This window comes from Pedobacter albus (genome assembly GCF_036324255.1).
In the GTDB taxonomy this organism is placed as follows: domain Bacteria; phylum Bacteroidota; class Bacteroidia; order Sphingobacteriales; family Sphingobacteriaceae; genus Pedobacter; species Pedobacter albus.
Genome location: NZ_JAZDQT010000004.1, coordinates 1 through 14548, shown reverse-complemented (window position 1 = coordinate 14548; position 14548 = coordinate 1). Strand labels below are relative to the sequence as shown.

The following is a 14548-nucleotide window of genomic DNA, read 5'->3' as shown; positions in this document are numbered from 1 at the left end:
AAATGAATACCGGAGAGAACGCAGAAGCACTTAGAAAAATCATAGACCTTACCCGCAAATGCAGCATTATCCTGCTCTGCCTGCATTTTTATGTTTATTGTTATGCCGCATTCGAAGCGTGGGGATTGACCCACGATATCGGCAGGCAGCTTTTGATCAATATCGGACATACGGGTCTGTTCAGCCGGTTCTGGATTTCCAAAGCCGCAGCATTAACCCTGCTGGTTATTTCGCTCATCGGCGCCAAAGGAAAAAAGGACGAAAAGCTCCGGCTGCCAACAGCGCTCCGGTACCTTTTCGCAGGCTTGGCTGTTTATGCGGCAAGCCATTTATTGCTGCACCTGGAGGCTTCAGCCCGGACGCTTGCAGGTATTTATATGGCCGTTACTGCCGGCGGCACCCTGCTGACCCGCCTGCTGAAGCAGCGGCTGGACGGCGACATCTTCAACGCCCTGCAGGAAACTTTTCCGCAGGAGGAGCGCCTGCTGGAAAACGAGTATTCGATCAACCTGCCGGCCCGCTACAGCCTGAAGGGGAAGATCCGCAGGTCCTGGATCAATATCATCAACCCGTTCCGGTCCCTGCTCGTGGTCGGCACGCCCGGTGCCGGTAAAAGCTATTTCGTGATCCGCCATGTGATCACCCAGCACATCAAAAAATGCTTCACCATGTTCATCTACGATTTTAAGTACGACGACCTTTCGGTGATTGCCTACAACACCTACCTCAAATACCGGCACCTGCACAAGGTCGTTCCGAAATTCTACGTGATCAATTTTGAAGACCTGTCCCTGAGCCATCGCTGCAACCCGCTCTACCCGGACAGCATGACCGACATCACCGATGCCACAGAATCCAGCCGGACCATTATGCTGGGGCTCAACCGGGAATGGATCAGGAAGACCGGGGACTTTTTCGTGGAGTCGCCCATTAACTTCCTTACCGGCATCATCTGGTTCCTGCGGAAATACAAGGACGGCAAATACTGTACCCTGCCTCATTGCATCGAGCTGATGCAGATGAACTACGATCAGCTCTTTCCAGTTCTGCGCACCGAACCGGAGATCGAAGTACTGATCAACCCGTTTGTGACTGCTTATGTCAACGGCGCGATGGAGCAGCTCGAAGGACAGATCGCCAGCGCCAAGATCACCATGGCCCGCCTGGCGTCGCCCATGCTCTACTACGTAATGAGCGGCAACGACTTTACCCTGGATATCAATAATCCCAAAGAACCGAAGATTGTCTGCGTGGGGAACAATCCCCAGAAGACCCAGGTTTACGGAGCCGTGCTTTCGCTATACGTGTCCCGGATGATCAAGCTGGTCAACCGCAAGAACCAGCTGAAGTCTTCGCTGGTATTCGATGAGTTCCCGACCATTTACATCGGCGGCGCTTCCGGCATAGAGGGGACCATCGCCACGGCCAGGGGCAACCGGGTAAGTACGGTACTGGCCATCCAGGATGTGAGCCAGATGCGCAAGGACTACGGCAAGGAAAGCGCCGATGTGATCTTTAATATCGTGGGCAATATCATTAGCGGACAGGTGCTGGGCGATACAGCCAAAACGCTCTCCGAGCGGTTCGGCAAGATCATACAGCAACGGGAGAGCCTGTCGATCAACAGCAGCGATACATCGGTCAGCAGATCAACCCAGCTGGAATCGGCCATTCCCCCTTCCCGCATATCCTCCCTGTCATCCGGCGAATTTGTGGGCGCAGTAGCCGACGATCCCACCAACAAGATCGAGCTGAAGACCTTTCATTGCGAAATCATCAACGATCATGAAGCCCTGAAAAAAGAAGAGGAAGGCTATGTGCCGATTCCCAAAGTAAGGGACATCACTCCGAAGGAGATCGAGGAAAATTATAATCGTATCAGGGAAGAGGTCGCCATGATCATTGAAACGGAGATGGAGCGGATTTATGATACGCCCGAACTGGCGCACCTGCTGGTGGCTAGGGATGAATAAAGGATCAGGTTTCAGCTTCAGGTTTGCCGTGGCGAAGCAATAATCCCAAATACCGCCGGTGCAAAGGACTGACCGGTTCGGGTGCGACTTTTCCTTTATAAAGAAGCGGGTTTTCGTACAAGTCAGCCAGCGCCGGGTAATTTGACAGGATGTAGGAATTTTGCCAGTACCTGTAAAAGCAGAGGATTGACTGGCAATAGGATGAAAAGACCTTCTCAAAACTGAAGCCCGTAGGAAGGGTATCGATAAAAACCAGCAAATCGTTTATTTGAGCAACCATTTTTACGGATATTGATTTGGCCTTCTTTCTCTCGTTTAGATAATCCACAAAAGGCTTTAGGTCCATGCTCTGAAAAACCTCCAAACTTCGCTGTCCCGCTTGGGTGCTGCCGACCCGCCTGGAAACCAGCGAAAAAGAATGGTGATGGACCAGCATGTTCCTCAGTTCCCGAAAAAAATACAGCAGATCACTATCCCCAGGAGATTGGCTGAAGCTGGGGTTTTCTTTTCTGAGGTGTTCTTTAAGATTTTGTGCAGAAGATATTGCGTTGTACAGCTGACGGACAATGGTTCTTTGCCTTTTGTTCAGTTTTGCCGGTGTGTAAAAGAAATCTTCGTGCTCACTTGCAAACCTGCGAAATGTCCGTTTCAGTTCAATACTGTTGTCCAGGAAGGTCAGATAAGAAAAGCGAAGCTTTAATAGTTTTCGGAAGTGCCTATAGCCATCGCTGTTTTCGATCTGTTTCTTTTGGTCCAAAAAGAGGATTAATTCCGGGTCTATCATCATTTGTCAGACAGCAATTCTGTCCTTTCAATTATAGCAATAAAAATCTATTAGCTAATAACAAAGCAGCAGATAAATAATAGCTCAGTTGCCAGATTTGGCTGTCCGGCATGGTGCCGGGCGATAAAGCCAATAAGATGAAAAAACTGTTATTTATGCTGCTTGTCCTTTCCATGGCAGGCGCCGCCTGCAAAAAAAGCGGAAGGCAAAACCAGACATTGCCAAACCCGTCCCCGTTTGATGTTGCCGCGGAACTGAAAGCTGACAATCCGCTCAATCCCTTTGACGATACCGGGAAGCTGCACAACCAGGTGCTGGAAAAAGTCTGGCAGTATGTGCAGCTGACAGGGGATACTTCGTCCCCGGGCAAAGTAAAACTGATCGCCGGCCACTTTAGCCGTACCGAGGGCAGGGATGTGGCACCGGCTATTGAACGATGCCGGAAAAAAATCGCTTTGCTGGGAAAGGGGCCGATGCAGCCCGCTATCAGCAATGCACCACTCTCCCAGCGCAGCCGTGAATTGCTTACCGACCTTTATAAAAGCCTTCGGGAAGCGGACCGTGAAAACTTGTATCCGCTGTTCAGAAAATCGGTCCTGACTGTAGAAGCCAGGATAGCCACAGAGAAGATTCCGGAATTCGAACGCACAGCCCTTTTTAAATGGGCTTCCATACTCAGGTATTCAGGCGCCTATTGGCTGGAGAAACTGGACCGTTATCCGCTTCCGGACGGAACGGCCCCTGGCGGCGCTGCCGGTAAGGGACGTTTTCTGCATTGGTTTACCTTTGTCACCGCTGACCTTTTGGGCGGCGTTGTCGGGACTTTTGAAGGGGACACGCAGGCGGGAGCCGATTACATGAGCAGTACCTGTACCTGGTATATGGATAATCTGCCTTAGCTCTCCCTCTGAAGAAGAATATTTCAGAAAAAAACGGAAAAAAGAAAGTGGCCGAACAGGTACGGCTGTGTAGGTACGGCGTACTATAAATGTCGGATGCTGGGTTTGCGAGGAACGAGCAAATCCAATATGCGCGCGTAAGCACCGGCAGCCCCTCCTTTTGCTGCCTTTTTTCCGTTTCGCATTGAAAAAAGCGAAACAGGATGGATGGTCAGTAATTTTTAATGTAATCAGGCTTTCAGCAGGGAAATGACCTGATCGAAACAATCAAAAGATTCTGAATAGAGCAATGAAAATCTTATTATTGTAGTAGTCGTTTGGATTACTTAAACCCAGTTGTTCCTGCCCGGATTTCAGGAAATATGAACTGTAGAATCAGATGACGCTTAAATTAACCTCGTCTAGTTATGAAGCGATGTCTTCAATTTTTATTGTTTAAAATAGGTTTGTTCGGTCCCCATCGATTGGTTGGAATGACCTGGATTTCTTTGTTAAAGTCCCGGCCAAAATTGCGACAGTTAAAAAAAGCACAGAGGCGTTTTAAGCAATCATTGTTGCTGAATAATTTTACCGCTGCTTTTTTGATTGTAATTTTTGTTGTTGTCGCCTTGATTTTGTGTTGTTTTATTCCTGAGCATTTCTCTACTACACGACTGGCGTTCATTTCCTGGATAAAGTTTCCGAAGGTAGAAAATGCCTATTCGTTACTTAGTGAAACATTAGGTGCAGCCGCTACCATTATCGGCTTGAGTTTTGTTGTTATCGGTTTTATTTTTGAAACGGTTAAAAACAGGACACTGAGAACGTACAGGGATATTTTCAGGGTGACGAACCTTTACTATGTGTTTTCGATTTCCATAGTATCCATTTTTGCGCTGACCCTAATCAATACATTCAAGTATTCGACAAACAATTGGACGGCGGGGAATCTGGCCATATTGGGTACTGTTCTGCTACTTGCCACTACTTTGTCTATTGCGCACTTATTTTATAAAGTACTGGTTTTTTTCAACCCCCAATATGTAGCAAGGTTGTCGAAAAATGCACTTTTAAGAGCAGCTCAGTTAAGGCTATTGCAAACGTGGTTTAACAGGGAAAGTGAACAGGTATTTGACCGGACTATGAAAAGTTATGGTTTTGAGAACGACGCTTTTTTTCCTGGATTTTTGGGTGAACCAGCAGATGAACTTTTACTCGATAATGAAAAAGAGATGCAGCTGGAAGATGTGTTTTTTCCACTTTTGAGATTGACGGGAAGGAAAATTCGCAGAAGATGTAGCGCAATGAATTTTTATAGTTTGAGATATCAGGGAAGGGTAGAACGTAGAAAGCCTATGTTCTGGTTTGATGCCGGAACTTTGGTGAAGAGCTTTGAGCGTAAATACCTGTCTTATTCCGTATTACTTAAACCCATCCGTGAAGATGATTTTTCTGAGGAAAAGAAAATTCTTGATAAGAGACTCGGTAAGTCGGCTGAGACAGGTAACAAAGAGCTCTTGAATGAGGCGCTTGAAGACATGGGACAGCTATTTGAAATTTATTATAAGTATGGCCGATGATTAGATTCAGAGCTGCCAATAGTTATGGCACGAACGGAATTATTGACGACCTCAGCGGGAAGTTATATGACGCATTTAATACTGCGGTTGAAAGGGGTCATCCAGAAATTTACAAGGAGGTTTACGCGTTTATCCAAAAACAACTGGCTAAAGCCTTTCAGGAGCGGGCACGTGAAGTGATTAGTCAGTTCATCTATGTGCCCTCTTTTCTTTACGCCCGGCATGTTGCCAATACAGCAGTCAGCAATTATCTGCTCAGCAACAGTATTGTGTTCTTTTCAACGCTTAGTTCTTTTGCAGGAAGCGGGGGGAGAGGTTTAAAAGACGTAGGCCCTGAATATCAATTTGATTTTTTTAATGGGGTGATTTCCCTGTTGCATTATGCGCTTCAGCATCCTGATGATACGGTACTTAAAAATGGCCTACAGGAATTTCAGCACATAAGAGGCACTGGGTTTCCTGACCATTTTAACACGCGGCTTCGGATCATCCGTGCAAATACAGCAGAGGAGAAGTTGGCTATTCACAACAATTCGGAGGATATTCATAAAGTAGAAATTCTTCATCGCAGGACTACACTAGCACTCTATTCATGGGCCGTATTGTTATTTGCGAACAATGTGATCAGTTTGGAGCGCTTTAAATTGCTGGTAAGTTCGCTCAACCCGCAATATCAGTATTTTGAAGACTTGCTTTCTGATGTGATTTTTATCCGTAAGAATGAAGTTGGTGGTTATCTGGGGCTGTCAGGATGGGATTATATGGAAAGACCATCAGGGGTCGTATATAACCCGCCCAGCGCGTACTACTGGGTCTTGGAGGGGATGGTTTTTTATTTGTTGAGCGGTAGTAATCCGCACTTTGATACTCGCGCTGTATCGGACGACAGGGATTTTAGTTTTTTACATAACGGTGTAAAGGAAGTTTTAACCTGGTTGGAGCAATCTATTTCAAAATGGGGTCCTGCATTGGGGTTGATACAGGGAGATATTTACAGTCAAAAAAAACGTACTGAGGAAATTTTTCAAGAACGTTCAAGGGAGATTTTGAATGTATTTCAGCAATTGAAGTTGCTTCATGACCGTAATGAAAACAAAAGCCTGGCTGATGAACCACTCAGCAAGGACAGGATTGAGGAATTTAGGCAGTTACTTTTTAAGTCTTGGGATAAGCAAAATTTCTCGATTTCTTTGTTTGAGCAGTTTTCTAAAGTCAAACCTGTTGTTGAGGAGGAAGGGCTGGATTTTATGGGCATCCGTTTTTTTGTGCCCCAGTTTCGGAAAATGTTGGTAGAGAATAATTATCAGCAAATTTATGGTGCAGGAGACATAGGCAGTCAGGCCGGCAGAATTATTGATGCAAATTTTATCAGGCTGATTTCCAGGGAATACAGCGAGGAAGCAGAAACCGTGGCTGATATAGAAACGGGTCTGAAACAAGCGTTCTCAAAGTTTGAGAATAAGGACTTTAAACCAGACCTTATTATTATTCCTCCGGAAGCAATTTATAAAACTAATCTTACGGAGCTAAAAGATTATCGGCGAAGCAATGAACCCAATGATATTGGCTCTATGGGGTTTTATAAGGAAGTGCCGATAATTACTTTTTATGCAAAAAATCTGACCAATCAGGTAATTGTGGCCAATTTTGAGAATGCTTTTAAATTCACCATGTATGAAAGTGAAAAACTAATAAGCAAACGGCTTTCGGTAACAATTCGCCCGATTTCCAAAGAGGAGATTGAAAACGAATTGTTGGCCCCTTCTTCCAGAAAAGATCAAGACGGTTTTGAACTTACCGAGGAGGAAGCCAGGGGCAGGCTGGCAACTACAATGTATATCGAATTGGGTATCTGGGGTAAATTTGAAATAGTAGAGAGAGAAGCTGCCTTCTTTTTCCTGTTAACCCTTAGTTCTGATTAATTATTTTAAGCCGAGGTACGAAAAGCAGTTTCCGGATTTTTAAACTGATACATAATTATGCTGACGATCCGATCGATAAACTTATTTACTGACTGGATAGGTATTGTAAAAGCTGAACTTGAAAACAGAGGCTATTCTTTTACGGAAAATGACAGCTACGAGGTAATTTCAATCCGGTATTATAATTACTTGAAAAGAGTTATACCTGTAAAGCCGCGCCAAATAATAAAGTCAGATATTTTTAATTGTCCTGTTGCTCTTGCGCCTGGCCTGGCTGCTTTGGAGAGTAAAATCCAAACCGGACAAGACACTTTCCCGCACTTAAGCCGTAAGCTTAAAAAGTTGGATGAAAGAGACGACTTGTTGTATGATTGGGGCATATATCACTTGCACTTGGGAACAGCATTAGAGAATGACGGATATATGCGAAGATCAGGCCCGGTGCTGTTTTGCTTATATGATGAAACTCATTTTTATTTTCTGGACGTGATGCCGCATGGTTCATGGACAAAGCAGGAGCTATTGAGAAGCATCCACAGAAACTGGCCACATTTGATAGATGATTTCAGGATTAAAAGCAATGGCTTAATTCGCCCGGAATACAATGTAACTGACGATGAATTAGGGGGGCTGAGGGGGGTAAACGTAAATACAATAATTGAAGTAGAACCTGGGCTTATATACGCAAGCCCCGGCGGTGGTTTTACGGCCTCTGGACACAGTGTTGAAGTGATGCAGCGTCATTGGAATAACAAAGAAAATCTGGAGGAGTTCGAGGGAAAAATCAAAGCTGATCCAGAAAAATTATTGAAGTCAGTATATGGTAGTGATTTGTCGTTCATATCAAACCCGGCATTAAGCTTTAAGCTAGTTAAAGTAGGGGGCAAGTATCAGCTCAAGGAACTAAATAATGATTTTTCAATGTTGCTTAATTTTTAATAGCTATTGAAAGCACTCCTTTATTTAAAATTCCTTCCCTCCGGAAACATCTTTAATTGTGCAGCCACACGCGGATCTTTGGTTTTGTAATCTTCGCGCCTTACCGGGTAGCGGTTGAAGATGTGCTGGAGGTGTGGAAATGGAAAAAAGGCCTCATTGATACGGCACCTGCCGGTAATATCGGCATGGACGTGATCGCCGGTAGCCTGAAGCGGATTGAAAATAGGTGTCGCAGAATTACTGACGAAATCCTAGGATATAGAAAACAACGCCCGTAAGATGAAAATGAGGTTCTGTTGGGTTTGCAACAGTTCCCCGGAAACTGTAAATTAAGGGAAGAAAAATGTCATGAAAGAAACGGTCATAAGCCTGATTGAAAACGAGAGCGAAAACACGAAGCTGGATTTTAAAGAGGAGCAGTATCCGATAGAAAGAGGCCATATTAAGAAGGGAGAATTTTTAAAGGATATGTGCGCCTTCGCCAATCTCCCGGGCAAAGAAGATAAGTTTATTATCATAGGGGTTAAAGAAGAAAACGGTATTGCAGCAGGCTTTAAGCCCATTGATAAATTGCACGACCAGGCATCCTATCAGCAATTTTTAAACCAGTATATAGAACCTGAAATAAAATTTGAGTACAAAGAGCTCATGCACCAGGGACACCGTCTGGCTTATTTCAGGCTGTTTGGCAATGATAAGGCGCCTTATTTGTTTAAGCAGGAATACAACGATACACAGCAAAGGGGAAATCAGTACCGGCCTGGTACCGGCTTTGTCCGCATAGGCACGTCCACAAGATTTTTAAAACGGGACGATTTCGAAAAAATATATGCCGAACGAACACGCATTAAGGACCGTAGCGAAGACATCGATTTTGATTTTAAAATTTGCTGGTTTACATCGCCCGAATTGAGGCATGCGGGGCATATAAAGCACCTGCAGATTGACATAAGCAATGCTTCCAATGCATCCATTGACCTGGATGTGGAGGCCAGGATTTACAACAATAGATATCTTAAAGCCCGCTGCGCACAGGATCTCGAATACAAAAATTATGAAGAAAGCCGCAGTAAAAGCATGTGGGCCTTTACCGCCGATTTAGACAAAATGCTGCCGCCCTTTATATACAGGGATATGAACGTCGAATTTAATAATCGGGATGCCTATTCCTCGTATGAGATTACATCTCCCCAAAAAACAGAGGCGGCTCTCCGCGTAAAACAGAAGGGAACGGTGGCCGATATCTTTAATGGCCAGATCGCCCTGGTTTTTTCGAGGCCGGCAGAATTGAAAATTGAGCTCATTGTTAGCAGCAATGACTTCCCGGATGGTCCAAAAACTTTTGAATACAGTTTTCCGGAAGAGGAAATCCAGGAATTCCTGGACCCTATGGATTTATAATGATGAACCTGCCGAATGAAAGCTACTGGCATCCGGGAAAGGCAGCGTAACACTTTTGAACGATCCGTAAATAAAAGGAGTTCTGCATTGGTTGCATAACTCCTTTTTAATTTGAGTAGCATAATCTTAAACCTGATAACAAACGAAATAAGTGTGGCCCAAAATGTGATTAAGACACAATTGCAGTTTTAATTCCTGTTATTTCATCTTGTAAAAGTTTAATTATAATAGGGGATAAATTCTATCTTGTCTTTTGCAGTATGTTCCATTAATTTGAATTATCAATATCTATGATTGGCAGACCCTGATTTAGGTTCCGTATTAACTCATCGCTTATATCGCTGTCTTTAAGCCCTCCAAGCTTATCCATTGTTGAGGACTGTCTGTTCATTTCTCGCAACATTAGAGGATCATTTGAAACTTTGTCATCCATTCCTTTTACATTCATATCGAGGTTGTCTCTATTAACAATAAACATATAAACAGTATCCCGGGCATAAGTTGCGACATCTATAACATGTTTTATATCCCGATCAATCATAAAATTTAGAGAACTATAAACAGCTGTACACGCATCTAGGGCTGATGAAACCCAACTGTCTGAAAAGTCTTCTGTATCCGGTGTTGCCAAATCAACCGCCTCGATGTAATTGAGTATTTCCGGGTGGCTAAACAGATTACTTTTGAACAATGATTGGTACATTGCTGCCATTGCCTCGAGTAGTGCATTTGAATTTCCCCAATTACATCGTTTCTGAAAATATAGATAATTGGGATAAAGTTTTTCACAGGTCAACAAAGCAAACAGCATTTTTTTTTCGTAAGTCAACGATGTTAGCTTTTCTTTTATTTCATTTTCAAAGACATCCATAATATTTATTCAAATTTACAAATCAGTTTATTTACTTTGAAGGCTTAACAGGTTTGTATGGAGTAACCGCCACGACACCATTTGCCTGAATTTGCAATGCGCAGTTGAAGCATATTGGCCTGCTAGCTCCGATATTAGTAACCGTCATATTATTTGCCTTTGCATAATTCATAACGGTTACCTCAGCATGACCTATACCTGAGGCAGCAACTTCTCCAGGTTTTAATGCCTTCAGCTGTTGGGCTCTTAGGTTTACTTCACTAGAACCAACAATAGTCACAGGATTTCCAGCAGCATCTGTAGCACTGCCTACTGCAATGGTTGTTCTCCTTTGTGTTGCTGGAGAAACTTCTGCATGTATTTCTGCCGCCCTAATTCCAAGATTAGGCTCGTGTACACTACTAGCCTTTCCTCCTCTTCCTCCGCCTATTGGAGGGTCTAATGCCGATAAGATGGCAAATCCGAGATTAACCTTATCTCCTGCCGTCAATTTCTCTTTTGAGAAGATTGCATTATCAATAGTATTAAACCCAAGTCCATCTAACAACTTATATGTAAAGTCTACTATGGCTGCTTTTCCTGGAGAATAAAGACGTTGGTCTGCCCTTGATTGTCGAATAATTCCTATCTGATCTCCATCCGGATCCTCTTTTGGCAAAGAAGAAAGTTTTGGGTCCTTTTCTGGTGGATCTGGCAACTTCCCATCTGGATCAGTTAAAAGAATAGGGTTATTAAATACATAAATATATGGAGAGGTGCTCTCTTGTCCTACTTCAACCAACGGATCCACCACGTTCCACCTGCCGATCATCGGGTCGTAGAACCTTGCCCCGTAGTCGTACTGTTCAAGTTCTTCCTGCAACTCCTTGCCGTTATAAAGGTATTTATTATTTCCGGCACTCGCAACCCTGCGCAGGCCGAACGGATAGTAGTTGTCCTCCTGCAGTTTGCGCACCGCGCCGCTATAGATGTCGAAGGTGTAGCGTACGTTGCCCAGGTTGTCCGTCAGGTTGTAATGGTAGGTATAGGTGCCCCCGTTGTTCTGGGCGGTGCCCGCCTCGGTCTGGATGAAGTCGATCGTGCCGTTTGTGTACTGGATGCCGTCCACATAGTCGGTTACCGTGCCGCTCGCCGTGTTCGACTTCCGCAGCTTGGCGCCGGTGGCGTCGTACAGGTAGGCCAGGCCGATGCCCCCGCCCGATACCGTCGCCGGAAGGTTCAGGTAGTTGTACGAAAGGCTTACCGAAGTCCTCGAAAGCCCGACCGTGGCCGTTGTCGCATTGCCGTTGCCGTCGTAGGCGTAGGTGCCCGTGGCCATCGTCCCGCCCGATACCTGGTTAAGCCGGTTGCCGGTATAGCCGTAGCTGCCCGTGCTGCCGTCCCTGGTCAGCGTGGAGATGTTGCCCATTACATCGTACGTGAGGCTCTCGCCCATGCCGATGCTCGAATTGCTCCCGCTTGTCAGCCTGTTCAGTTTGTCGTAGCCGTAGGCAAAAGTATTGGGGAAAGAGCCGGCAGAGCCCCACAGCTGGTTCGAGATGTTGCCGTTGTACTGCGGCGTGGTGCCGTCCTCGTATTTCAATTGCATGCTAAACTGCGGAGAGGTGCTGCCCTTCAGCCAGCCCCGCTCGTTGTAGGCATAGCTGGTGGCCTGCAGGCCGCCTGCCAGCTTCTTTTCCCTCAGCTGCCCGATCTCGTTGTAGAGCATCTCGCTGAGCAATGTATTCGCAACTGCGGGCAGGCCCTGGGTATTGGTGTTCTGCCAGGTCTTGGTCTTCCTGCCCATATGGTCATATTCGTAGCTGTTGGCGATGATCGTCACTACGCCGTTGGCCGTATTGGTGCGGGTGCTGGCGGTCAGTTCGCCGGCAAAGTTGTAGGTGTTGTCCGTTACGTCTGTTCCGCCCAGGTAATGCTGCGACTTGGCCTGCACGAGGCGTCCTTCGAGATCGTAGTAATTGACCGTAAGAAGCTGGGTGCCGGTTCCAAGCACCGTCGCCCTGGTTGCGGTCAGCAAGCCCCTGGTCCGTTCTCCGCTAGCCTGGTTGCCTTGGGGATAGTTGAAGGCGTTGTTGAAGAAATAATAGTCGTCATAATAGTTTTCTATGGTGTAGCCATAAATGTTCGAATACGGAAAGGCCACATTCGTATAGCCGGTCATCGGGCCCGTTCCGTTGCTGTTGTCATTGTCCCTCTGTTCCCAAAGTGGCGTGCCAGAATCCACCAGCGACTGCAGATAGGGTCTCGTGTTCCCATTGCCGTATATTCCAGAAACTACGCTTCTCCCCATGGCGTCATATTTTGTAAACGACCATTGGCCGCTGTTCCTTTGCACGCTGTCCTGGGTCAGCACCACCTGGTCCAGTTTGTTGTACACGATGTGCTCCCAGCCTTTGCCGGGGATCTTTTTCTCGACCAGCCTCTTGCGCCCGTCGTAGTGGTAGCCGTAGACGAAGTTTTTGAACGTTGCATCGGCCTCGGTGAAGCTCGTGGCGGCTACTGCAGGCGGCACCACGTAGGCCAGGCTGCCGTAGGCGTCGTAGACGTAGTAGGTGTCCAGCGCAACGCTTTCGGTTTCCCACATGCGCTTCAGCACCACCCGGCCTTCGGTATCCTTGTACTCTTCGCCGGTTCCGGCCTTTCCGCCGCTCCAGTTCTCGTCTTTGGCGATGCTCTTGTAGAGCGTACCCGCTGGGTAGTTCGCCGATGCGGAAGCCCCGGAGGCGTTGACCCGCCAAAGCTTTACGGCGTCGGACGCCGCATTGATGGCATAGCCGGGCCTTGCGGTATGGCCCGAGCCCGCTATGCCCGCGCTGTAGGGCTGCCAGGCCGCGCCCGGGGCGCCCTGTTCCAGCACCCTGCCCAGGGGCGAGGGCTCCATTACCGAAATGCTGTATGGATAGGCTGTCCTGGCCACGTTGGCGTCCCAGCCCGTCGAAACACCGTAGAAGCCGGCCTGGTTTGTGGAGGCGCCTGTTTTAAAGGCGGCATCGCTTGCCGTCTGCTCGGCGTAGGGCAGGTACTTCTTGGTTTCCCGGCCCAGCGCATCGTACTCGGTCACCTGCACCAGGTCCCTCTGCAGGGGGCTGGCCTTCCACTGCACGGTCTGGATGGGCCTCCCCAGCCCGTCAACGTACTGTATGGTCCGGTTCGCCTGTCCCACGGGCAGGCCTATGAGCATGGAGGCGTCGGTCTTGCCGGCCACCTTGACGATGGTTTCCATCGTATAGTTTTTGTCGCCGCTGGGGTTTTGGGCAAGGCCCTTGAGCGAGCCCAGCAGGAGTATGTTGAGGAATAGATATCTTGTTTTCATGGATGCGTTTCGTTTAGAGGTAGGCGATGTTGTCGAGGTTGATGGTGGCTGTAGCCCCGTTGAGCGTTACGCCGGTGAGCGTATAGGTGGACGTGGTATTGTCGAACCCGGCAGAGTAGGCGCCGGATACCACATAGCAGCTGGCCCAGCCCAGGTCGGTCCACGGGTCCCAGGCCATGCCCGATACCGTGACCACAAAGCTGTAGGTGCCCTGTGGAACGGTAATGCCCGCCTGCAGCTGCGCCGTGTTGTAGGTATAAAGCGTGGTGCCGCTGCCGTCCTTGATCACCAGCGAAGAGATGTAGGCCGAAGGCGTGCCCCCAGGCGTATATGGCGTGGTCCAGTTCAGGTAGCTGATGGCCGTTGTGGCCACGCCCGAACAGGTGCCGTTGGCATTGGCATAGGCCTGCCCCCCGTTGGCCAGGGCCGCATTGGCCAGGGCATTGGCGGCCGCCTTTGAAGAGGCTGAGTAGGTATTGGCCGGTATGGTATAGGTTACCGAGGTACCCGTGCCGGAAGAACAGTTGTTTTTGGTAAAGCTGCCGCTCACGGCATCGTTATAGAAGGTTTCGTGCGCCAGGTTGTATTCGTAGTTCTTGACAATGTTGCCGTCCTGGTCCTTCACGTTCTTCAGCCTGTTGAACTCGTCGAACTCGCTGTACGTGGTCAGCCCTTTAGCATCGGTAGAGGCCGAAATGCCTACCCCGCTCTTGTACACATAGGTGCCCAGCTGGGCATCTTTGGGATGGATCCGCACATCGTCTATGGCATCGCCCAGGGCAAGCGTAACAGCTCCGGTGTAGGCCTGCTCATGGTATTTCCAGATGCCCCCGTCCCGGTACCAGTAGCCCAGCACGTAGGCGCGCACGTTCGGGATGCTCCACGAA

At 47.5% G+C, this 14548-nt stretch carries 10 protein-coding genes; 6 read left to right on the top strand and 4 right to left on the bottom strand.

The features are described 5' to 3' along the window. The first annotated feature begins 2 nt into the window (after window positions 1–2). A complete protein-coding gene (gene mobC / locus VRU48_RS19135) occupies window positions 3–1973 on the top strand; it encodes a conjugal transfer protein MobC (RefSeq protein ID WP_330109537.1) in 1971 nt (656 codons plus the stop codon). 4 nt (window positions 1974–1977) lie between these two features. On the opposite strand, the gene VRU48_RS19130 is transcribed toward mobC, so the two are convergent. After that, complete coding sequence (locus VRU48_RS19130) at window positions 1978–2760, bottom strand: hypothetical protein (protein WP_330109536.1); 783 nt, start codon at window positions 2758–2760, stop codon at window positions 1978–1980. Window positions 2761–2894: 134 nt separating this feature from the next. On the opposite strand from VRU48_RS19130, the gene VRU48_RS19125 reads away from it, so the two are divergent. From VRU48_RS19125 to VRU48_RS19105, 5 genes are all read left to right on the top strand, one after another. Further along, a complete protein-coding gene (locus tag VRU48_RS19125; RefSeq protein WP_330109535.1) occupies window positions 2895–3656 on the top strand; it encodes a hypothetical protein in 762 nt (253 codons plus the stop codon). A 407-nt stretch (window positions 3657–4063) separates the two neighbouring features. Then, a complete protein-coding gene (locus tag VRU48_RS19120; protein ID WP_330109534.1) occupies window positions 4064–5215 on the top strand; it encodes a hypothetical protein in 1152 nt (383 codons plus the stop codon). Further along, window positions 5212–7137: a hypothetical protein gene (locus tag VRU48_RS19115; protein WP_330109533.1), complete on the top strand. Its 1926-nt coding sequence runs from the start codon at window positions 5212–5214 to the stop codon at window positions 7135–7137. Before VRU48_RS19120 ends, VRU48_RS19115 begins: the two co-directional genes overlap by 4 nt. Window positions 7138–7194: 57 nt before the next feature. After that, on the top strand, window positions 7195–8076 hold the full coding sequence (locus tag VRU48_RS19110) for a hypothetical protein (RefSeq protein ID WP_330109532.1): 882 nt from the start codon (window positions 7195–7197) through the stop codon (window positions 8074–8076). A gap of 348 nt (window positions 8077–8424) precedes the next feature. After that, window positions 8425–9477 carry an AlbA family DNA-binding domain-containing protein gene (locus VRU48_RS19105; protein ID WP_330109531.1) on the top strand — a complete coding sequence of 351 codons (1053 nt, stop codon included), beginning with the start codon at window positions 8425–8427 and terminating at the stop codon, window positions 9475–9477. Window positions 9478–9745: 268 nt separating this feature from the next. On the opposite strand, the gene VRU48_RS19100 is transcribed toward VRU48_RS19105, so the two are convergent. The 3 genes from VRU48_RS19100 to VRU48_RS19090 all read right to left on the bottom strand — a co-directional run. Further along, entirely contained in the window at window positions 9746–10348 is a 603-nt protein-coding gene (locus tag VRU48_RS19100) for a DUF416 family protein (RefSeq protein WP_330109530.1), read from the bottom strand. Between the two features lie 31 nt (window positions 10349–10379). Then, the gene (locus tag VRU48_RS19095; protein ID WP_330109529.1) at window positions 10380–13661 is read right to left on the bottom strand and encodes a DUF6443 domain-containing protein; all 3282 of its coding nucleotides are present in this window, start codon (window positions 13659–13661) and stop codon (window positions 10380–10382) included. 13 nt (window positions 13662–13674) lie between these two features. Next, window positions 13675–14548, bottom strand: an 874-nt coding sequence (locus VRU48_RS19090) for a DUF5977 domain-containing protein (protein ID WP_330109528.1), incomplete at its 5' end; no start/stop codon positions are given.